The sequence below is a fragment of the Achromobacter sp. ACM04 genome (assembly GCF_014851465.1).
Classification (GTDB): domain Bacteria; phylum Pseudomonadota; class Gammaproteobacteria; order Burkholderiales; family Burkholderiaceae_B; genus Achromobacter; species Achromobacter aegrifaciens.
In genome coordinates this window covers 1,876,627-1,897,468 of sequence record NZ_JACUZS010000001.1, presented here as the reverse complement: position 1 = coordinate 1,897,468, position 20,842 = coordinate 1,876,627, and the positions used below count along the sequence as shown (strand labels likewise).

Genomic DNA, 20,842 nt, shown 5'->3' with positions numbered 1-20,842 from the left:
CCCCGGGCTGCGGTATTCAGGTTCCCGGGCGGGTCGGGGCGCTATGCTGTCGCATCCCACGCCCCGGAGGCTCCAGCATGTCCCTGCTTTTCAGTCCCACGTCCATCGGCCAGCTGGAGCTGGCCAACCGCATCGTCATCGCGCCCATGTGCGAGTACTCGGCTGAGGAAGGCCTGGCGACCGACTGGCACATGATCCACCTGGGGCATCTGGCCTTGTCCGGCGCGGCGCTGCTGTTCGTGGAAGCCACCGCCGTGGAGCCCGACGGCCGCATCACCCCGGGAGACCTGGGCCTGTGGTCCGATGAAACCGAGGCGGCCATCGGCCGCGTCGTTGCAGCCATCCGCCGCTATGCGCCCATCAAGCTGGGCATACAGCTGGGCCACGCGGGCCGCAAGGCGTCCAGCGAAGCGCCCTGGAACGGCGGCCAACTGGTGCCGCCCGAGGCCGGCGGCTGGCAGGGCTGGGCGCCTTCGGCCGTGCCGCACAATGCGTCGGAACCTCCGCCCCACGCGCTGGACACGGCGGGTCTGGCCCGCGTGCGCGACGCCTTCGTGGCCAGCGCCAGGCGCGCCGTGCGGCTGGGCTTCGACGCGATCGAACTGCACGCCGCGCACGGCTATCTGCTGCATCAGTTCCTGTCGCCGCTGTCCAACCGGCGCGACGACGCCTACGGCGGTTCGCTCGAGAACCGCATGCGCTTTCCGCTGGAAGTCTTCCAGGCGCTGCGCGAGGCCATTCCGCCGTCGGTGACGCTAGGTGTGCGCGTGTCGGCCACCGACTGGGTCGAAGGCGGCTGGGACCTGGAACAGACCTTGGTCCTGGCGCAAGCCTTGAAGGAACGCGGCTGTGAATTCATAGACGTGTCCAGCGGCGGCGTCTCGTCCCAGCAGAAGATACCCGTGGGGCCGAACTACCAGGTGCCGTTCGCCGACGAAATCAAGCGCAAGGTGGGCATGCCGACCATCACGGTGGGCCTGATCACCGAGGCGCAGCAGGCCGAAGACATCCTGCAGAACGGCCAGGCCGACATGGTCGCGCTGGCGCGCGGCATGTTGTACGACCCGCGCTGGCCGTGGCACGCCGCGGCGCAACTGGGCGGCCAGGTCAGCGCGCCGCGCCAGTACTGGCGTTCGCAGCCGCGTGACCAGAAGGCGCTGTTTGGCGATACGCGCTTCGGACAACGCTAGGCGCAACCGGCAGGCTGGCAGCCTGCCGGACCCTGTTTATTGAGGCCGCCTGCCTTCGTAGGCGTTTTGCAGCAGCGCCCGCAAGGCCTCGCGTTCCAGCGGACGCGGATTGGGGTAGGGCGTCTGCATGGCGATGTCGCAGGCGCGGTCCAGGTCTTCCTGCCGCATACCGATGTCGCGCAATGCCGTGGGCGCGCCCAGCGTGCTGGCCAGATCGAATACGCCTGCCGCGGCAGCCGGCGCGCCCAGCGCCATGGCGATTCGTTCCATGGCCCGCGGCGCGGCCGCGGCGTTGTAGGCCAGGGCATGCGGCAGCACCACGGTGTGGACTTCCGCGTGCGGCAGGTTGAAGCTGCCGCCCAGCGTATGGCAGAGCTTGTGATGCAGCGCCATGCCCACGCTGCCCAGCACCGTGCCGCAAAGCCAGGCGCCGTAGAGCGCGTCGCTGCGCGCCTGCAGCAGGTCCGCGCCGCGGGCGCCGGCATGTATGGCGGGCAGCGCCTGGGCCAGCGCGCGTATGCCTTCCTGCGCCATCAGCTCCATGATGGGATTGCCGTCGCGCGCGTACAGACCCTCTGCCGCATGGGCGATGGCGTTGATGCCGCTGGTCACGCTCATCGACACCGGCAGCGACAGGCTCAGTTCTGGGTCGTACACCACGCTGCGCGGCAGCACCCGGTCATCCTTGCCGGTCTTCTTCAGGCCGCTCTCGGTGAGACCGTAGATCGGCGTCATCTCCGAGCCCGCATAGGTCGTGGGAACGGCAATGACCGGCAGGCCCGAGTCCAGCGCGATGGCCTTGCCCAGCCCGATGGTGGAGCCGCCGCCCACGGCCACCGCGCAATCGGCGCCCAGCTCGCGCGCCGCTTCCCGCGCCTGGCGCGCGATTTCCATCGGCACGTGCATCACGGCCTGGTCGAAGATCCCGGCAACCCGCGCTTCGCCCAGCAGCGCCGCGACCCGTTCGGCCTGCGCGCGCTGCGGCGGCGTGCAGAGCACCAGCGCGCGCTGCAGCCCCAGCGCATCGAGTTCGGCCGCCAGGCCGCCCAGGCTGCCCGGCCCGAAGACCACGCGCTGGGCGCGGCTGGCGTAGATGAAGGATTGCATGGCGTTCCCAGTCTGCATGTCGGTCATTGTGCAACGATTCCGCGGCTCTTGATGAGCTCGCCCCAGCGCTGGGACTCGGCCTGCACCAGCCGGTTCATGTCATCGCGGCCGCCGGCCACCACTTCGAATCCCGATTCGGTGATGCGTCCGGCCACGGCCGGGTCGCGCAGCGCGGCGATGGTGGCGTCGGCCAGCTTGTCCAGCGTCGCCGCCGGCGTCCTTGCGGGCGCCACCATGCCCACCCAGGAATAGATCTCGAAGCCCGGATAGCTCTCGGCGATGGCGGGCACGTCCGGCAGGGCCGCGACCCGCTTGGGCGCCGTCACCGCCAGCGCACGCAGCTTGCCGCTCTGGATGTGGGGCAGCACCAGCGGCAGGCTGGCGATGATGGACTCCACGTGTCCGCCCATCAGGTCCGATACCGCCGGGCCGCCGCCGCGGTAGGGCGTGTGGATGCCGCTGGTGCCCGCAGCCTGATGGAACATTTCAGCCGCCAGATGGTTGGAACTGCCCGCGCCGACCGAGGCGTAGGACACGCTGCCCTTCTTGCCGGCCGCGACGTAGTCGGCCAGCGTCTGGTATGGACCGCTGGCGGTCACGGCCAGCACCATGGGCGAGCGCACCATGTACGACACGCCCGTCAGGTCGCGCGCCGTGTCATAAGACAGCTTGGGGTAGATGTGCTGCTCGGTGGCGTAGGAATCGAACACCATTTCCACCGTGTAGCCGTCGGGCGCGGACTTGGCCACCAGCGCCGTGCCTATGGTGCCGCCGGCGCCGCCGCGGTTGTCGATGACCACCGTCTGGCCCAGCTTGTCCTGCAGCGCCTGCTGCACCTGGCGCGCCACCCGGTCCACGGTGCCGCCCGCAGCGAAGGGCACCACCACCGTTACCGGCTTGCTGGGATAGGAATCCGCCAGCGCGGGCAGGGCGGCAGCCCAGGCGCCTGCGGCGAGGGCGGCGCTGGCCAGCAGGGCGCGGGGCGAGCGGCGGGGGGCGTTGATCGGGGGCATGCGGGTCTCCTGGGCTTATCGTCGTTGTGTCCGGCCGTCTATCTTTGTCTAAATTGCCAAAGTGCGTCCATGCGCAGTATCGTAATTGCCAAATCTCCCAGGAAAGCTGGCGTGCCACGCCAAAGCCTTTTGCGCCACACGCACAAATGAAAACCGTCAAATTCGCGGAAAGCCTCTCCATCTTCGTCGACGTCGCCCGCGCCCAGAGCTTTTCCGAGGTGGCGCGCCGCCGGGGCATGGTGGCCTCGTCCGTGGCGCGGCAGATCGGCGCGCTGGAGTCCGAGCTCAAGGTGCCGCTGTTCGTGCGCTCGACCCGTGCATTGATGCCCACCGAGGCCGGCGAGGTGCTGTACGAGCGCGCCGTGAAGATCCTGCACGACATGACCGAGGCGCGTTCCGAGGTCATTTCGCTGGAGCAGACCGTGCAGGGCCTGTTGCGGGTCAGTTGCCTGCCGGCGTTCGCGCGGCGCTACGTGGTGCCCATGCTGCAACAACTGGGTGAACGCCATCCGCAATTGCAGGTGGAGCTGGAACTGACCGAGCGCGTGGTGGATCCGGTGGTCGAACGCATGGACGTGGTGGTGCGGGTGGGGCAACAGCCAGACAGCAGCCTGATCGGGCAACGCATCGGCAGCCATCGCTACCTGATCTGCGCCGCGCCCTCATACCTGGAACGCCATGGCGTACCGCGCACGCTGGCGGACCTGTCGCGCCATCGCCTCATCGACCGGCGCCACAGCACCAGCGTGCGCGGCTGGCGCGAACTGGGCGACGGCCAATGGGCCCAGGACGCCAGGTTCGTCCTGGAGTGCGACGACTGCGACGCGCGCCGGTTCGCGGCGCTGGAAGGGCTGGGCATCGCGCTCATGCCCAACTGGTCCGCGGGCGCGGACCTGGGCGCCGGCCGGCTGGTGCAGCTGACCTTGCAGGACGCCAGCCCGCCGCCCGAAAGCGGCATCTACCTGCTGCGCGCCATGCCGCGCGCCAATGCGCGCATCCGCGCCTTCACCGAACAATTGCGGCGGCAGATCGGCTCGCCTTCCGTGTGGGATGCGGCTATCGAGGGTGCGCGCGCGGCCTGAGAATCGCGTTCGCGGGGCGAGGTGGCTGCGGCAACGCCGCGCCTTACCTGGCATCGTGGAAGATGATGCCCAGCGTGTGCCGCTCTCCGTTGCGCAGCCGGCCGACCCCATGCCGCAGATTCGCGCGGTAATAGCCGCGCGCCGACCGCACCGGCCTGTGATTGACGGCAAGCACCACGGCATCGCCTTGCCGCAAGGGCACCACGTCGGCCCGTCCGGGTTGCTTGGGATTGCTTTCGGCCAGCAGCAGCTCTCCACCTTCGAAATCGCGTCCCGGCTCATTGAGCAGGAAGATGGCCTGGAACGGAAAGACATGGTCGCCGTACAGGTCCTGATGCAGGCAGCAGTAGTCGCCCGCCTGGTAGCGCAGCAGCAGCGGCGTGGGCCGGCGCTGTCCGGCGGCGTGGCAGATACTCCGGAATTCTTCATGCGTTCCGGGAAAGCGCGCTTCGAGGCGCATGGCCGCATGCCAGCGGTTGGCGATGGGCGCCAGGCGTGGATAAAGCGACTGCCGCAAGCTTGCGACGATATCCGGCAGCGGATAGCTGAAGTATTTGTACTCGCCGCGGCCGAACGCATAGCGTTCCATCACGATGCGGCTGCGAAAGCGCGTTTCGTCGCCGTAGCCGGTCGCAAGTTCCTCGCACTGGGCCTGCGTCAGCAGTCCCGGCAGCACGGCGTAGCCATCGCGGCCCAGATCGTCTTCGACGTCCTGCCAGTCCGTATCCGCAATCCGGGTTTCAGGCAGGCCGTGCAGCATGGTTGATGTAGGCATGGCTGGGGCTGGCATCAGGGCGCATCGTGGAAAAACAGTTCAAGGCCGATGCGCGTGCCTTTGCGCACGCGGCTGACGGCATGCTTGAGGTTGACGCGGTAATAGCCCTTGGAACCGTGAAAGGGGCGTTCCCCCGTGGCGATGATGGCGACGTCGCCGAAACCGAGCGGCGCCACCAGCGGACGCGATTGCATGCGCGGGCGCTGCTCCGTCATCACGAACTCGCCGCCCTGGAAGCCGTCTCCCGGCTCGGACAGGAGCGCGACCGCCTGCATGGGGAAGACCTGTCCGCCTGTATTGCGCTGGTGCAGCGCGATGTAGTCTTCGACGCCGAGCCGGCTCAGGTGCGATTGCGCCCGGGTCTGGCCGGCGTCGCGGTTGCGCTGAAGAAAATCTTCCAGCTCATCGGGATAGCGCGCGCGCACGTCCAGAAGCTCGTTCCAGCGATTGGCGTGTACGACGAGCCGACGGTACAGCGCCGAGCGCCATTGCTCCAGCGGCGGCGGGATGCCGGCGTCGAAGTAATACAGGTCGCCGCGCCCCAGGCCGTCGGATGCCAGGCTCACCCGCCGGGCGTCTGGCGCGTCGGCTTGCCGCGCCAGACTGCGCGCCGGTTCCGCGCCCAGCAGTCCTGGCAGCACGGCATAGCCTTCGGCGTCGAGCTGCGATCCGATGTCCGGCCAATCCAGGCGGTCCAGGCTGGTTTCGAGGGCGGTCATGCCGCTGTGATGCATAGGGTCCTCATCGATGGTCGCAAGCGTGCGCGGCATCATGCCGCGTCATGAAAAATGATGCCCAAGGTATGGCGCCGGCCGCTGCGCACGCGGCTCACGCCATGCCGCATGGCGACCTTGCGCGGCCCGCGCGCGCCCGCCGCGGGCCGTTGATTGACGGTGAACACCACCGCGTCGCCCTGGCCCAGCGTCACGACGTCGGCGCGCTGGCTTCTGGCCGCAAGCTCGGTCATGACGAATTCGCCGCCGGTGAAATCCTTGCCCGGCACGGCTAGCAGGATGGCGACCTGCAGCGGAAACACATGTTCGCCATAGAGATCCTGGTGCAGGCAGTTGTAGTCGCCCTCGCCGTACTGGAGCATCAATGGCGTTGGACGCGTCTGGCCCGCCCGGTGGCAGCGTTGCAGGTAGGCGTCCAGTTCGGGCGGGTACTGCGAATCCGCGCGCAGCCGCTGGTTCCAGCGGTTGGCGATCGGCGCCAGCCGGGCATAGAGCGCGTGGCGCAATTGATCGAGCAGCGGCGGCAAGGGGTAGGCGAAGTACTTGTACTCGCCGCGGCCGAAGCCATGCCGCGCCATGACGATGCGCGAGCGAAAGCGCGCTTCATCCGGGTAGAGGGCGGCGAGGGCGCGGCATTGCGCGGGCGTCAGCAGTCCGGGCAGCACGGCGTTGCCGTGGGCATCGAGCGCTTGCTCCACGTTCTGCCAGTCATAGTCGGCTGCTGCTGTCATGTCCTTGTCTCCGCTTGCCGCGGCGCGCATGCTCGGTCCTCCCTGTGATTACAGGCGAGGCCAGTGTAGAAATCCACCGCCTTTTTGAAACTCCGTTTGTTGCGCTTGCTTCCTCCAAAACAAAAAACGCCGCGGATGGCGGCGTCTTCAGGCGGGCAGGAACCGTCGCGGCTCAGAGGCGCGAATAAGCCTGCTCCAGTTCGCGGTGCAACTGGTCGGCGAAATCCTCGCGCGCGGGATCCAGCTGCGACAGCAGGCGGGCCAGCACGACGTTGTCTTCCTCGCCATTCCAGATCTTGATGTAGGTGCCTTCCTTGTAGCCATGCTGCTGGCGGAAGATGTTCAGCACGTTCTTGGACACGTATTGCGTGTAGGCGTCGTTCCAGCTCATCTCGCAGGACGTCATGGTCTGTTCCAGGACCTTGAAGCTGGCGCGTCCGCACACGGCCAGGCCGCCGATCAGCTCCAGCAGTTCGGGCACGTTCAGCTGGTCCAGCGCATGGGTCTTGCCGTCCAGCGCGACCGAGGCCGGGCCGGACAGGTCCGCGACCAGCGCGTCGGCGGCGGCGCCGATGTCGCCGCGGGACTGGACGATGGTGTGCGACAGATAGAAGTGCAGGATGTCCACCAGCTCCATCTGCACTTGCGGCAGGTCGATGGTCTGCTTCTTCCACCATTTCCAGCCGTAGTGTTCCAGCGCTTCGGCGGATTCGACGAAGGCGGCGCGCAGGAAGCGGGCTCCGCCGTTGACCCAGTCCGGATTGATCATGCTGTTCAAGTGGCCCTGCAGCTTCAGCATCGTGGCCGCCTGGGCCTGGTTCAATCCGACTACGTTATTCACTTTCACTCCGTGGTTCATGGGTCTTTCGACAGCGGCGGAAATGTTAGCACCATTACCCGCGGGGGCCGCGCCGCCGTGATGGCGGAATCAGGCGTCGCCGTCCTTGCGGTAGGAAGAGCGCTTGAGCGGAGGCAGCGGCGTCTTGCCGCGCGGATTGCGCGCATTGCGGGCCGCCTTGAACAGCATCATGGCAAAGAAGAACAGGAAGACGGCGGGCATGGCCTCGTCCAGGTCGAACCCGGGGCCGCGCAGGGCTTCGAAGATGATGCGCGCCCCGGCCCAGCCGGCCAGGATGCCGCCCACCGTCAGGATGACGCCGATCTTGCGCTGGGTGGCTTGGCGGGCCATCGATACCTCGGCGGCATCGGTCTGGCCCGGGGCCGCGGGCGGCGCTTGCCGCGATTGCAGGGGCGGCGGGGCCGCCTTGCCCCAGGGCGCGCCGGATAGCGTTTCAGACGGAGAAGCGGGGGGCGGGGGCGGCGGAGCTGCCGGACGGGATTGCGCCCGCTTGTCGGGAACCTGTCCCGGCGATGCGCCGCCGGCGCGCGTCAGGTTTTCGACGTAGCGCGCGAAATCGCCATTCCTGGGTTCCCCATCTATGGCCATTGCCCCTCTCTCCGGTTCAGTTGCCGCGGCGTTGGCGTGCCGGGACCCGGCGTTTGCGCAGCATGGCTATCAACAGCCCGCATCCTAGCAGTACCGAGAGGCCCGCGCCGATCATCATGGCAATCTGTTGCGCATTGTCCGCTGTACCCAGGCTGCGCGCGGTGATATAGCCCGGGGCCAGCATCAGCGGCATCCAGAGGATGGCCGAGGCGACGTTGGCCATCTGGAAGCGGCTGTGCCCCATGCCCATCACGCCGGCGACGGTGGGAATGGTGGAGCGGATGGGGCCGAGAAAGCGGCCGATCAGCACGGAGGCAAAGCCGTAGCGGTAGAAGAACAGGCGTGCGCGCGCCACGCCGCTGCGCTGCTGCTTCAGCGGCCAGCGGCGCAGGATGCCAGGGCCGGCCCAGCGGCCCAGCCAGTAGGACAGGGCGTCGCCCACGATGGCGCCGGCGATGCCCCAGGCGATGATGGCCCAGGGATTCAGGGTGCCCGCGCCGATCAGGCCGCCGGTCAGCAGCATCAGGGCCGTGGCCGGGATGAACAGGCCCAGCAGCACCATGGATTCGCCCAGCGTGAGCAGAAAGGTGATCGGTCCCGCCCAGGCCTGGTTGGCCTCGATGAACATCGCGATCTGGTCGATGTATTGGTCCATATTTACGAAGTTGAAAATTAGCTGAACGCAATCAGGTATGTTAACGCCTGCGGAACTGCCGGTGCACCGTATAGTCCGTCTGGATGAAGCTAATTGTTGGAGAGTTATGGATTCGGTTACGCAGGCGGTACTGGGCGCGGGCATACAGGGCGCCCTCCTGGGGCGGGTGCAGGGGCGGCGGGCGTTGATCTACGGCGCGACGCTGGCCACGGTGCCGGATCTGGATGTCCTGATGCGCTATCCGGACCCGGTGTCGCTCATGACCTACCACCGCGGCTTCTCGCACTCGGTCTTCGTGCTGACCGGCCTTGCGGTTTTCCTGACCTGGCTGATCCGCAAGTACTGGCCGCAGGCGCCATACAGCGGACGCCGGCTGTTCCTGACCTTATGGCTGGTGCTGGTGACCCATCCCGTGCTGGACTCCTTCACGGTCTACGGGACGCAGCTGTTCTGGCCGCTGGCGCTCATCCCCGAAAGCTGGGCCGCCGTGTTCATCATCGACCCGGTCTATACCGTGCCGTTGCTGCTGGCGGTGTTGTTCGCCATCGGCTTCGGCATGACGCTGACGGCGCGCCGGCTGCTGGCCGCGGCGCTGGTGTTCAGCACGGCCTACCTGGGATTCGGGCTGGCCGCGCGCATCGCCGCCGAGGACCGCGTGCGCGAGGCGATGCAGGCGCAGGGCATTGCGCTGAGCGAACTGCGCGCCGTGCCCATGCCCTTCAACACGCTGGTGTGGCGCGTCATCGCCAAGACGCCCGACGGCCACTATTACGAATCGGTCAGCAGCCTGTTCGACAGCGATCCGCCGGAATGGCTGCGCCAGCCGCTGAACCTGGATGTGGCGCGGGCGCTGGCGGACGTGCCGTTGCACCAGCGCCTGCGCTGGTTCACGGACGACTGGCTGCGCTACGACGTCATCGGCAATGCGTTGGTGGTGACGGACCTGCGCATGGGCATGGCGGGGCATTACACCTTCCGCTTCAAGATGGCCGAACGCGCGGCGGACGGCAACTGGCAGGCGGTGACGCCTTCCATCTGGCCCACCGAGCGCGGCGGTTGGGCCGAACTGAAGCTGGTACTGGCGCGCATCCTGCATGCGCAGCCGCCCTTGCCGCTGGCGCAGTGGTCGGAACTGTCGACCAGATAGGAACGTGATTCAGGTTACCGCCGGCGGCCGCGGCAGCGGAGTGCCGGCTTGCTCATAGGCTTCGGCCGCCTGCAGCAGCTGCAGGTCGGCGTGGCAAGGGGCAACCAGCTGCAAGCCTATCGGCAGGCCATCCTGGCCCAGACCGCAAGGCACGCTGACGGCGGGGTGCCCGGTCAGGTTGAACAGCATGGTCCACGGATACCAGTGCGCGCGGATGTCGCCGTACGAGCGGCCGTCGATGTCCATGGTGTCGAATATGTCCGTGCCCAGCGGCAAGGCGGTGCGTGACATGGTCGGCATGGCCAGCAGGTCGGCCTGGCCGAACAGCGCCTGCACCTTGCGGTAGAGCGCGGTGCGGGCAAACATGGCTTCCTGGTATTGCTGGGCGCTGAACGCCGCGGCGGTGGCGATCTGCCGCCGGAAGGTGGGGCTGTAGGCGTCGGGTTCGCGTTCTATCAGTGGCAGGAAGCGGGTGCGCCAGACCGTGTGGTTGATGACGCGCCAGATGGGCTCGACATCGAAGCCCTCGCCGTCGAACGGTTCTACTTCCGCGCCCAGGTCGGCCAGGCGCGCCAGCGCCGCTTCGAATGCGCGGCGCACGTCGGCGGCCACGGGGCGGCCGGGCGGGGCGGCGCAATAGCGGACGCGCTTGCCGCGCAGCATCTCGGGATTGGCCGCCGCGCCGGCGTAGTCGGTCCTGGGTACGCCCAGCGACCACGGATCGCAGTCATGCGGGCCGGCCATGGCCGCCATCATCAGGCGGGTATCGGCCACGGTGCGCGTGGTCGGCGTCACGTAGGTCTGGTTGCCGATGGCGTCCTGCGCCTGGCTGTGCGGTATCGCGCCCAGGCTTTGCTTGAATCCCACCACGCCGTTGCACGCGGCGGGGATGCGGGTGGATCCGCCGCCATCGCTGGCCACCGCAAGCGCCGTGATGCCGGCGGCCGTTGCCGCCGCGGCGCCGCCGCTGGAGCCGCCGCAGGTGCGTTCCAGGTTCCAGGCGTTGCGGGTGTGGCCGAACAGCGGCGAATCCGTCATGGACTTGGAGCCGAATTCCGGCGTCGTGGTCTTGCCGATCAGGACGGCGCCTTGCTGGCGCAGCCGCGCCACGGCCACGGCGTCCTCGGCCGGCACGTTGGCGCTGAACGGCACGGCGCCGAAGGTGGTCCGCACGCCCGCGGTATTGACCAGATCCTTCACCGTGTAGGGCAGGCCATGCAAAAGGCCCGGCGCATCGCCGCGCATCAGCGCGGCCTCGGCAAGCCGGGCCTCGGCCATGGCCTCTTCGGCGCACAGCGTGATGAAACAGTTCAGGACGGGCTGCAGGCTTTCGGCCCGTTCCAGCGAGGCGCGCACCAGCTCGACCGGGGACACTGCCTTGGTCCGGATCAGGCTTGCGGCCTCTACCGCGCTCAAGTCGCAAAGGGAATCGCTCATCGAAGCCACGTTGCGCCTATTCGTCGAAGGAAATGCCGGCGGCCTTGACGATGGGGGCCCAGTGCGCGCGCTCGACGCCGATGCGGCGCTTGGCCGCCTGCGCGTCCTGGGGGTCGACCAGGAAGCCCGCGGTCTGCAGTTTTTGCACCAGCGCCGGCCGTTTGCCGGCGGCGACGAAAGCCTGTTCCAGTTGGGCGATCGTGGCGTCCGGCGTGGCCGCGGGAGCGTACACGCCATACCAGCTGGCGGCATGCTGGTACTGCGGGTAGCCCTGTTCCAGCAGCGTCGGCACATCGGGCAGGGTGGGCAGGCGGCGGCTGCCAGCCACGCCCAGGAATTTCACCTTGCCGGCGTTGTAGAGCGGCAGCATGCTGGCGACGGCGTCCCAGCCCATCGACACTTCGCCGCCCGCCACGTCCACCAGCATCGGCGCCGCGCCGCGGTAGAGCACGGGCACGACCTCCAGGCCGTTCTGGCCGCCCATTTCTATCGTGCCCAACTGGCCGGGGCTGCCTTGCGTCGCCAGGCCCAGGGTCGCCTTGGCGCGCGCCTGTTTGGCCCATTGCACGTATTCGGCCATGTTGCCGTAGGGTTGGGCGGCGCCCGTGACGGCGCCGGTGGGCACGTCGGCGACCAGGGCCACCGGGCGCAGGTCATGGTCCGGGTCGTATCCCAGCTTCTTGTAGGTCAGCGGAAAGATCACGAACATCGGCGACGAGCCCAGGTACAGGGTGAGCCCGTCCGCCTTGGCGCGCTTCACCACGTCGAAACCCAGGCGTCCCGATGCGCCGGGACGGTTCTCGACGATGACATTGGCGTAGCCCGCCGTCTGCAACTGTTCGGCGTAGGCGCGGGCCACCGCGTCGGCGGCGCCGCCCGCGGCGTAGCCGACCACCAGGCGCACGAGCTTGTCGCCGCCGGCTGGCTCCTGGGCCATCGCGCTGGGTTGCAGGCCTGCCGTCGTCGCGGCGGCAAGGATGAAGGCGAGAAGTCGGGGGCGGGCTAGCAAGGCGGTCTCCTGTTTGCGCTCTGTTGCTCCTGCGGCCTGGCCGGCCGCGGATCGGCTCACGGCCAATGCGCTATGCCGTTATCATCGGTCCGCCCGGGTTTACCGTATAGTGAATTATTCGACTAATGGATTGAGAAAATGGTCAAGTCGCAGCCCATCGAGTCGCTGGCTTCGCGCCTGAAGCTGCGGCATCTGCAGATCGCGCTGGCGTTGCGCGATGCGCCGTCGGCCAAGGAGGTGGCCGCGGCCGCGAACGTGAGCGAGTCCGCGGTCTCCAAAACCTTGGCCGAGCTGGAATCGCAGCTGGGTTTCAAGCTGTTCGAGCGCATCGGCAATGCCAAGCGCCCGACGAAAATGGGCCGCCAGATCCTGCCCATGATGGAGGCCGTGGTGGCGCAATCGCGCGGGCTGGCCCAAGCCGTAACGGACGTACGCAGCGGCCGCCTGGGCGAACTGCGCATCGGCGTGGCGACCGACATGGGCAAACTGACGCTTGCGCCCTTGATCCATGCCTTCAACCAGGCCCAGCCCGCCGTCGCGCTGGATGTGCAGGCTGGCGGATACCGCGCCATGGCGGACCTGTTGCTGGACGACAAGCTGGACGCGCTGGTGTGCTACGACGCGCCCGAGCTGACAGCGCCTGGCCTGGGACGCTTGCGGCTGGTGCCGCCGCAGCCGCTGGTGGTCGTCGCCAACGCCCGGCTGTCGCCGCTGGCCGCCCGCCGCCGCCTTACGCTGCCGGAGTTGCACGCAGAACCCTGGTGCAAGCCGCGTCCGGGCACGATGATGCACGACAAGCTGACCGCGCTGTTCCTGGGATGCGACCTGGGACTGCCGCCGCGCGGCATTCAGGTAAGTGATCTTTTGCTGACCGATGAATTCGTGCGCACCACGGATTACCTGGTCATGCTGCCGCTGGCGGCGGCCGAGCGCCTGACCGTCGCGGCAGAGGCGGTCATCCTGCCGGTCGAGCTGCGTGAACAGAATCCGCCCACGGTCGTCGTATGGCAACGTGCCGCCGAACGGCAGACTCCGCTGCATCGATTCCTGCAGTTCTGCGAGACGCCGGTTGGCTGAGGCATTCCGTTGATCTACATCGGGGGCCGGCGGCTCCCGCGACCAGGCCCCGGGCGACCCCGGGGCTTTTTCATGCTGTTCCCATATTGACCGCCGTCGAGCCCCGCATTATTCTTGTTCAACTTATAGGAACATAAGTTCCGTTTTTTGGAACAAGCATGAGTATTCTCGATGGCGTCCAGCGCGTGCTGGGGCTATACGCGGAAGGCGCGTCGGAGCTGAGCTTCACGGAAGTGGCGGCGCGCCTGTCCATGCCCAAGAGCAGCGCGTCGCGCCTGCTCAACCAGATGCAGCATTACGGCTTGCTCGACCAGGACGCCGCCACGCGCCGCTACCGCGCGGGGGCGATGCTGGCGCAGGCGGTGCGCGCCGGCATGGCGGCCACGCCGCTGGACGACGCCTGCCGCGCGGTGCTGGCCCGGCTCTCCGACGATAGTGGCCTGACCGCCTATCTCTCCACCCTGAACCAGCGCGAGACCGTGGTGCTGCAGCGCCTGAACGGCTCGCACCCGGTGCAGGTGCTGTCGCCGCCCGGTTCGCGCCGCGCCGCCTCGGGCACCGCCATGGGCCGGGCGCTGCTGTCGCGCCTGAGCGAAGCCGAGTTCCAGGCGCTGTACGGCGCCGACGCCGACCAGCCGCTGCCCACCGAAGGCCGCGACTGTCCCGCCACGGTCGGCGATCTGGCCCGCCTGGTCGCGCAGACCCGCGCGGACCATTGCGGCGTGGCCATCGACCAGGCCATGCCGGGCATAGGCGCGGTGGCGGCCGCCGTGCGCGACCCCGCCACCGGCGAACTGCGCGGCCTGTGCTTGTCCTTCGTTTCCTTCCAGGCCGATGCCGCCCGCGTCGCGCGCTTGCGCGAGTCGGTGCTGCGGCAGGTGGGGGCGCTGGGCCGCGAACTGAACGATCCCTATTGGCTGGCCTGAACGCTTTCAGGCCCACAGATGCGTCCGCGCCGCCGGACACCCAGAAAATCCCCTTACGGAAATCCTCCACATGAACCTACTGCTCCTCAGCAATTCCAGCAGCGACGCCGGCTATCTGGTCCACGCGCTGCCCGACATCCGCGAACTGATCGCGTCGCTGCCGCAAGGCGCGCCGGCCGTCTTCGTGCCGTACGCTGGCGTCACGCGCGACTGGGACGACTACACCGCGCTGGTGGCGTCGGCCCTGGCGGATACCGGCCTGGACATCCAGGGGCTGCATCGCGCCGAGGATCCCGTGGCCGCGCTGGAAGGCGCCGCGATCATCATCGTGGGCGGCGGCAACACCTTCAACCTGCTGGGCCAGTTGCGCCGCCAGGGCCTGCTGGACGTCGTGGCGCGCCGCGTGCGCGAGGGCGCGGCCTATCTGGGCTGGAGCGCAGGCTCCAACCTGAGCTGCCCCAGCATCTGCACCACCAACGACATGCCCATCACGGACCCGCAAGGCTTCGACGCCCTGGGCTTGCTGTCGTTCCAGATCAATCCGCACTACACCAATGCCCATCCGCCCGGACACCGCGGCGAAACCCGCGCCCAGCGCCTGGCCGAGTTCTGCACGCTGAATCCGCAGATGCCCGTGCTGGGCTTGCCGGAAGGCTCCGCGCTGCGCGTGCGCGGCAATCGGATCGACCTGGTCGGCCCGCACGACGCGCCGCTGTTCCTCGGCAACGAAGAGCCGCGCGTGTTCCGTCCGGGTCCCGTGGAGATCCCGGCATGAAGCACGTCATCGACGCCATCGAACTGCTGTCCTCTGCGCACATCACGGGCGAGGCCGTGGCCGAGCAGCTGCGCGCGGCGGGCAACTGCGAAGTCGAAGTGACCCGGCTGGAGCGCGACGGCGCGGCCACCGAATTCCTGTCCATCGTCATTCCGGGCCTCGACGAAACCGCGCCGCAACTCGGCATCGTCGGCCGCCTTGGCGGCATCGGCGCGCGTCCGGCGGTCACCGGCCTGGTGTCCGACAGCGACGGCGCGGTGGTCGCGATTGCCGCGGCGTTCAAGCTGATGGCCATGGCGCGCCAAGGCGACGTCATGCCGGGCACCGTGCGCATCCGCACCCACATCTGCCCGCGCGCCGGCACGCGGCCGCACCATCCGGTGCCGATGATGCGTTCGCCATTCCCGATGCGCGAGATGATGTCGCATGAAGTCGACCCGCGCATGGACGCGATCCTGTCCGTCGACACCACGCGCGGCAACCGCCTGGTCAACAAGCGCGGCGTGGCGCTGACGCCGGTCGCGCGCCAGGGCTATCTGCTGCGCATTCCCGAGACCATGCTGGACGTCATGGGCTGGGTCAGCGGCGAACTGCCGGTGACCTTGCCGCTGACCACGCAGGACATCACGCCTTACGAAAACGGCCTGTGGCACGTGAACTCGTTGATGCAGCCCACGATCGTCACCGGCGCGCCGGTGGTGGGCGTGGCGCTGACCGCGCAGACCACTGTGCCGGGCTGCGCCACGGGCGTGACCAACGCCGTGGACGCCGACGTCGCCATGCGTTTCTGCATCGAGATCGCCAAGCTCTACGGGCAGGGCGCGATGAGCTTCGTCGACGAAACGGAATGGGCCGCCTTGCAGAGCCGCTACGGTTCGATGGCGCATCTGCAGACCGTGGGCCGCGAAAGCGCGGGCGAGGCATGAGCGCGCAGCCGCGCCGCGTGGCGTTCTTCACCATCGGCCAGTCGCCGCGCAGCGACGTGGTGCCCGAGATGGCCCCGCTTTTGGGCGCGCAGGTGCGCATCGACGAATTCGGCGCGCTCGACGGGCTGGACGCCGCGGGCCTGGCCGCGCTGGCGCCCAAGCCGGGCGAATACCGCTTCGCCACCCGCATGCGCGACGGCTCGCAGATCGAACTGGACGCGGCCGCCGCCGAGGCGCGCTTGGCCGAGGTCATGCGCCAGGCCGATGCCGCGGGCTACGACGTGCTGGTGCCGCTGTGCACCGGCACCGCGATCGCGCCGATGCGCACGCTGGTGGTGGAGCCGCAGCAGGTGGTGGACCACCTGGTCGCCGGCCTGGCCGAGCATTGCCGCAAGGTGGGCCTGGTGGTGCCGCTGGAGGCGCAGGTCGATGCCTTCCACATGGTCGTGCCGCTTTCCTGCGAGACCGTGGTCGTGCATGCCTCCCCCTACGAAGCCGACGCGGCCCAGGCCGCACTCAACTTCGAGCGGGCCGGCCGCGAACTCGCGTCCTGCGACCTGATCGTCATGCATTGCATGGGCTACGCCGAGCGCATGCGCCAGGCCGTGGCACAGGCCTCGGGCCGGCCGGTGCTGCTGTCCAACCGCATGGTGGCGCAGACGCTGGCGCAAATACTGGAATAACGCCGCAGGTACCGCTCCGCTACCGGGCCGCGCATGGATGCGCGGCGCGGCGTGGGACGGGCGAGCGGCGAGAGGAGACGAAGCGGGCTTCGTCAATCAATCGTTGGGAGTGTTTTTCATGTTCAGCCGTAATCTGCATCGCGCCGCTGGCGCACTGTTCGCCGTCACAGCCCTGACGGCCGCGCCGGCCTTCGCCGCCGACGCCTGGAAGCCCGCCAAGCCGGTGCGCCTCCTGGTGGGCTTTGCGCCCGGCGGTTCCGCCGATACCCTGGCGCGCCTCCTGGCCGAGCCGCTGTCGCAGCGCCTGGGCCAACCCGTCGTGGTCGAAAACCTGGCCGGCGCAGGCGGCAACATCATGGCGTACCGCCTGGCCCAGTCGCCGGCCGACGGCTACACCATCGGCATCGCCGCCGCCGGTTCCATGGCCATCACCCATGTCCTGAACCCCAAGGGCACCAACTACAAGCCGGCGGACTTCACGCCTGTCACGCTGGCCGCGGTGCAGCCCAACGTGGTCATCGTCAACAAGGATGTGCCGGCCAACAATCTGGCCGAGCTGAAGGAATACTTCCAGAAGACGCCGACCGCCACCTACGGCACCGCCGGCGTGGGCATTTCCAACCACCTGATCGCCGAGACCATGCTCTACAAGCTGGGCGTGAAGGTGCCGCACGCCGCCTACCGCGGCGCCGCGCCCGTCATCACCGACCTGCTGGGCGGCCACATCGCCATGACGATGGACAACATCTCCACCGCCGCGCCGCTGGCCTCGCAAGGCAAGGTCAAGGCCATCGCCGTGGCCTCGATCAAGCGCGCGCCGCAGCTGCCCAACGTGCCGACGCTGGACGAGCAGGGCCTGAAGGGCTTCGACATGCCGACCTGGCAAGGCGTGTTCGCGCCCGCCGGGCTGCCCGCCGACGTGCTGGCCGCCTACTACGCGGCCATGCAGGACGTGCTGAAGCAGCCGGCGCTGGTCGAGAAGATGGCCGGCCTGGGTTCCGAGCCGGTCACCGGCATGACGCCCGAGCAGTTCGGCCAGTTCCTGGAGAAGGACCGCCAGCAATGGGCCGATATCGTCAAGGCGGCCAACATCAGCCTGGAACAGTAAGCCGGGTTGTCCAACAAAAACCCTCCGGTGGCACGGAGGGTTTTTTTCATGGCGCGAGCCGCCGCGCTTGACTCTGAAGCCGCTACAGGCTTTGTCATGGTGCCTTTCCCCGACCAGGACAGCCATGAGCGACAGCCATCAGCACGGCGACGTGCGCGCCTTGCCCGAATCCCGCCTCTGGATCGCCTTGGGCCTGACCGGCAGCTTCATGCTGGTCGAGATCGCGGGCGGCCTGATCACAGGCAGCCTGGCATTGATTTCCGATGCCATGCACATGATGACCGACGCCATGGCCTTGCTGCTGGCGCTGGTGGCGATACGCGCCGGTCGCAAGGCGGCGGACCTGATGCGCACCTATGGTTACGCCCGCTTCGAGATACTGGCGGCGGCGGTCAATGCGCTGGTGTTGTTGGGCGTCGCGTTCTACATCCTGTACGAGGCCTACCAGCGCCTGTCGGCGCCGCAGGAGATCCAGTCGCTGGGGATGCTGGCCGTTGCCGTGGTGGGGCTCATCGTCAACCTGATCTCGATGCGCATGCTGGCAGGCGCCAAGGACGAAAGCCTGAACGTGAAGGGCGCCTATCTGGAGGTATGGGCCGACATGCTGGGCTCGATCGGCGTGATCGTCGGCGCTGTGCTCATTTGGTTCACGGGCTGGCGCTGGGTGGATTCGGCGCTGGCGGTGGGCATAGGCTTCATGGTGTTCCCGCGCACCTGGGTGCTGCTGCGCGAGTGCGTGAATATCCTGCTGGAAGGCGTGCCGCCGGGCATGAACCTGCAGGCCGTGCGCGCCGCCATCGCCGGCACGGCCGGTGTGGCTTCCATCCATGACATACACCTGTGGGCGGTGACGCAGAGCAATCCCATGCTCACGGGGCACGTGGTGCTGGCGGCCGGGGCCGACGGCGAACAGGTACGCCGGGCCATCGAGGACAGGCTGCAGGCGGATTTCGACCTGCACCATACGACGCTGCAGATGGAGCGCGAGGATCGTTCCTCGCAGGAGCATATCCACTGACGACGGTCGCATGAGCGGCAAGCCGGCAAGCAAATAAAAACCCCTGTCCGCAGACAGGGGTTCATCGGCAGCCAGGCCAGGCCGCGAGGCCTGCTCTTTTTATTTGCCTGGCACTCTGGCCGCGATCTCGGCGATCAGTCGCCGCGCCGCGTCCAGCTTGTCGGCGGCGGGCAGGGGATGGGTGCCTTGCTCGTCGAACAGCACCAGTTCGGTGGTGTCCGCATCCATGACCTTGTGCGCCAGGTTGCCCACCAGCAGCGGAATGCCCTTGCGCGTGCGCTTGGCTTCGGCATGCTCGGCCAGCTTCTCGGTTTCGGCGGCGAAGCCGACGCACCAGGGGCCGTCGGGCAGCTTGGCCACTTCGGCCAGGATGTCCGGATTGGGTTCGAATTCCATCACGGGCGCGCCGCCGCCTTCGCTGGTCTTCTTCAGCTTCTGGTTGCTGACGTTCTTGACGCGCCAGTCGGCCACCGCGGCCACCGCGATGAAGATGTCCGCGTCGGCCGCGCTGGCCATCACGGCGTCGTGCATCTGGCGCGCGGTCGTGACCGACAGCGCGGTGACGCCGCGCGGCACCTGCAGGAAGGTGGCGCCGGTGATCAGCGTGACGCGGGCGCCGGCCTCGCGGGCGGCGCGCGCCAGCGCGTAGCCGGTCTTGCCCGACGAACGGTTGCTCAGCACGCGCACCGGGTCCACGGGTTCGGACGTGGGACCGGCGGTCAGCAGCACGTGGCGGCCGGCCAGCAGCTTGGGCTGGAAGAAGGCGATCAGGTCGGTCAGCAGTTCATGCGCTTCCAGCATGCGGCCATCGCCGGTTTCACCGCAGGCCTGTTCGCCGGCGGAGGGGCCCAGCACACTGATGCCGTCGGCGCGCAGTTGTTCGACGTTGCGCTGCGTGGCCGGGTTGGCCCACATCTCGCGGTTCATGGCGGGCGCCACCAGCAGCGGACAGGCGCGCGCCAGGCACAGCGTGGACAGCAGGTCGTCGGCCATGCCGTGCGCCAGCTTGGCCACGAAGTCGGCGCTGGCCGGCGCAATCAGCACCGCGTCCGCGCCGCGCGTCAGGTCGATGTGCGCCATGTTGTTGGGCACGCGGGCATCCCAGGCATCCACGAACACCGGACGGCCCGACAGGGCCTGCATGGTGACCGGCGTGATGAAGTGCGTGGCCGCCTCGGTCATGACCACATCGACGGTGGCGCCTTGTTCGGTCATGCGCCGCACCAGCTCGGCGATTTTGTAGCAGGCGATGCCGCCGGTCAGGCCGAGGACGATGCGTTTGCGGGCGAGGTCGAGCATGAGGGAGGCGGCGGTTCAGCGCCGTGTAATCGAGGAACGGACAGTGATTTTATTCTGCATTGCGGCATTGCGCCTTTCGCGATGCGTTCAGGGGGCATCAAGCAGGACAAAAACCGTGGGAAATGCGGGGGAAAGCCGGGGCATCGGGCCCCGGCCGGGCCATCTTCAGGCCTGGGTCTTGGCCTTGCGGCCGCGCAGGAGTTCATCCAGCACCAGCAATATGGCGCCGCAGGTGATGCCCACGTCCGCCAGGTTGAAGGCGGGGAAGTAGGAGGTGTTCCAGTAGAACAGCAGGAAGTCCACCACGTGGCCATAGACCACGCGGTCGATGACGTTGCCGATGGCGCCGCCCAGGATCAGGGTCAGCGCCAGGCTGAAACGCGGCTGGCCATGGGTGCGGCGCAGGATGATGGTGATGACCACCGCCGCCACGCAGCCCAGGCCGGTGAACAGCCAGCGCTGCCAGCCTTCTTCGGACGCCAGGAAACTGAAGGCGGCGCCGCGGTTGTACATCAGCGTGAAGTCGAAGACCGGCAGCACGTTGACGCGTTCGCCGTACTGGAACGAGGTGTTGAAGTAGACCTTGGTCAACTGGTCCAGCACGATGATGAGCAATGCCAGGGCCAGCCAGCCGCCCACGCGCGCCGGCGCGGCGCGGACGGGGGCGGCGCCCGTCACTCCGGGGTCGGAGGGGCGGGCCATG

Annotated in this window: 22 protein-coding genes; 10 read left to right on the top strand and 12 right to left on the bottom strand. The window is 68.2% G+C overall.

The genetic code is table 11. The features are described 5' to 3' along the window. The first annotated feature begins 77 nt into the window (after positions 1-77). Positions 78-1,190, top strand: a complete 1,113-nt coding sequence (locus IB259_RS08850; protein ID WP_175181433.1) for an NADH:flavin oxidoreductase/NADH oxidase — start codon at positions 78-80, stop codon at positions 1,188-1,190. 36 nt (positions 1,191-1,226) lie between these two features. Here the strand turns inward: IB259_RS08850 and IB259_RS08845 are convergent, their stop codons facing one another. Both IB259_RS08845 and IB259_RS08840 read right to left on the bottom strand, forming a co-directional pair. Then, on the bottom strand, positions 1,227-2,297 hold the full coding sequence (locus IB259_RS08845; RefSeq protein WP_192328559.1) for a maleylacetate reductase: 1,071 nt from the start codon (positions 2,295-2,297) through the stop codon (positions 1,227-1,229). Positions 2,298-2,320: 23 nt separating this feature from the next. After that, positions 2,321-3,310, bottom strand: coding sequence for a tripartite tricarboxylate transporter substrate binding protein (locus tag IB259_RS08840; RefSeq protein WP_119449326.1), 990 nt, complete (start codon positions 3,308-3,310; stop codon positions 2,321-2,323). Between the two features lie 146 nt (positions 3,311-3,456). On the opposite strand from IB259_RS08840, the gene IB259_RS08835 reads away from it, so the two are divergent. After that, complete coding sequence (locus IB259_RS08835; protein ID WP_192328557.1) at positions 3,457-4,392, top strand: LysR family transcriptional regulator; 936 nt, start codon at positions 3,457-3,459, stop codon at positions 4,390-4,392. Positions 4,393-4,435: 43 nt separating this feature from the next. Here IB259_RS08835 and IB259_RS08830 read toward each other — a convergent pair whose 3' ends face one another. The 6 genes from IB259_RS08830 to IB259_RS08805 all read right to left on the bottom strand — a co-directional run bounded on the left by IB259_RS08830 (position 4,436) and on the right by IB259_RS08805 (position 8,734). After that, a complete protein-coding gene (locus IB259_RS08830; protein WP_370528694.1) occupies positions 4,436-5,167 on the bottom strand; it encodes a 2OG-Fe(II) oxygenase in 732 nt (243 codons plus the stop codon). A gap of 14 nt (positions 5,168-5,181) precedes the next feature. Next, positions 5,182-5,886 carry a 2OG-Fe(II) oxygenase gene (locus tag IB259_RS08825; protein WP_192328552.1) on the bottom strand — a complete coding sequence of 235 codons (705 nt, stop codon included), beginning with the start codon at positions 5,884-5,886 and terminating at the stop codon, positions 5,182-5,184. A 50-nt stretch (positions 5,887-5,936) separates the two neighbouring features. Then, positions 5,937-6,632, bottom strand: a complete 696-nt coding sequence (locus IB259_RS08820; RefSeq protein ID WP_119449327.1) for a 2OG-Fe(II) oxygenase — start codon at positions 6,630-6,632, stop codon at positions 5,937-5,939. A gap of 172 nt (positions 6,633-6,804) precedes the next feature. After that, positions 6,805-7,491: a dUTPase gene (locus tag IB259_RS08815; RefSeq protein ID WP_175162993.1), complete on the bottom strand. Its 687-nt coding sequence runs from the start codon at positions 7,489-7,491 to the stop codon at positions 6,805-6,807. 69 nt (positions 7,492-7,560) lie between these two features. Beyond that, positions 7,561-8,079: a hypothetical protein gene (locus tag IB259_RS08810; RefSeq protein ID WP_175213704.1), complete on the bottom strand. Its 519-nt coding sequence runs from the start codon at positions 8,077-8,079 to the stop codon at positions 7,561-7,563. 16 nt (positions 8,080-8,095) lie between these two features. Next, complete coding sequence (locus IB259_RS08805; RefSeq protein ID WP_054455998.1) at positions 8,096-8,734, bottom strand: DedA family protein; 639 nt, start codon at positions 8,732-8,734, stop codon at positions 8,096-8,098. 106 nt (positions 8,735-8,840) lie between these two features. On the opposite strand from IB259_RS08805, the gene IB259_RS08800 reads away from it, so the two are divergent. Beyond that, positions 8,841-9,881, top strand: a complete 1,041-nt coding sequence (locus IB259_RS08800; protein ID WP_192328550.1) for a metal-dependent hydrolase — start codon at positions 8,841-8,843, stop codon at positions 9,879-9,881. A 9-nt stretch (positions 9,882-9,890) separates the two neighbouring features. Here the strand turns inward: IB259_RS08800 and IB259_RS08795 are convergent, their stop codons facing one another. Beyond that, positions 9,891-11,318 carry an amidase gene (locus IB259_RS08795; RefSeq protein ID WP_054456002.1) on the bottom strand — a complete coding sequence of 476 codons (1,428 nt, stop codon included), beginning with the start codon at positions 11,316-11,318 and terminating at the stop codon, positions 9,891-9,893. A 16-nt stretch (positions 11,319-11,334) separates the two neighbouring features. Next, the gene (locus tag IB259_RS08790) at positions 11,335-12,327 is read right to left on the bottom strand and encodes a tripartite tricarboxylate transporter substrate binding protein (RefSeq protein ID WP_192328548.1); all 993 of its coding nucleotides are present in this window, start codon (positions 12,325-12,327) and stop codon (positions 11,335-11,337) included. A 138-nt stretch (positions 12,328-12,465) separates the two neighbouring features. On the opposite strand from IB259_RS08790, the gene IB259_RS08785 reads away from it, so the two are divergent. The 7 genes from IB259_RS08785 (at position 12,466) to IB259_RS08755 (ending at position 18,840) form a co-directional block, all read left to right on the top strand. Further along, complete coding sequence (locus tag IB259_RS08785) at positions 12,466-13,404, top strand: LysR family transcriptional regulator (RefSeq protein WP_175213701.1); 939 nt, start codon at positions 12,466-12,468, stop codon at positions 13,402-13,404. 158 nt (positions 13,405-13,562) lie between these two features. After that, positions 13,563-14,330 (top strand): IclR family transcriptional regulator, encoded by a 768-nt coding sequence (locus tag IB259_RS08780; protein ID WP_175163001.1) that lies wholly within the window; start codon positions 13,563-13,565, stop codon positions 14,328-14,330. A 70-nt stretch (positions 14,331-14,400) separates the two neighbouring features. After that, positions 14,401-15,105 (top strand): dipeptidase PepE, encoded by a 705-nt coding sequence (pepE, locus tag IB259_RS08775; protein WP_054456008.1) that lies wholly within the window; start codon positions 14,401-14,403, stop codon positions 15,103-15,105. Further along, positions 15,102-16,031: a DUF1177 domain-containing protein gene (locus IB259_RS08770; RefSeq protein WP_175181426.1), complete on the top strand. Its 930-nt coding sequence runs from the start codon at positions 15,102-15,104 to the stop codon at positions 16,029-16,031. The genes pepE and IB259_RS08770 overlap by 4 nt, the downstream gene beginning before the upstream one ends. Next, a complete protein-coding gene (locus IB259_RS08765) occupies positions 16,028-16,714 on the top strand; it encodes an AroM family protein (RefSeq protein WP_054456010.1) in 687 nt (228 codons plus the stop codon). Before IB259_RS08770 ends, IB259_RS08765 begins: the two co-directional genes overlap by 4 nt. 118 nt (positions 16,715-16,832) lie before the next feature. Beyond that, positions 16,833-17,822 (top strand): tripartite tricarboxylate transporter substrate binding protein, encoded by a 990-nt coding sequence (locus IB259_RS08760; RefSeq protein ID WP_175163009.1) that lies wholly within the window; start codon positions 16,833-16,835, stop codon positions 17,820-17,822. Positions 17,823-17,946: 124 nt separating this feature from the next. Then, on the top strand, positions 17,947-18,840 hold the full coding sequence (locus tag IB259_RS08755) for a cation diffusion facilitator family transporter (protein ID WP_054456011.1): 894 nt from the start codon (positions 17,947-17,949) through the stop codon (positions 18,838-18,840). A gap of 99 nt (positions 18,841-18,939) precedes the next feature. Here IB259_RS08755 and coaBC read toward each other — a convergent pair whose 3' ends face one another. Together coaBC and lspA are read right to left on the bottom strand one after the other, a co-directional pair. After that, positions 18,940-20,139 (bottom strand): bifunctional phosphopantothenoylcysteine decarboxylase/phosphopantothenate--cysteine ligase CoaBC, encoded by a 1,200-nt coding sequence (gene coaBC / locus IB259_RS08750; protein WP_192328546.1) that lies wholly within the window; start codon positions 20,137-20,139, stop codon positions 18,940-18,942. Between the two features lie 165 nt (positions 20,140-20,304). Continuing rightward, entirely contained in the window at positions 20,305-20,841 is a 537-nt protein-coding gene (gene lspA / locus IB259_RS08745) for a signal peptidase II (protein WP_054456015.1), read from the bottom strand. Position 20,842: the final 1 nt, after the last annotated feature.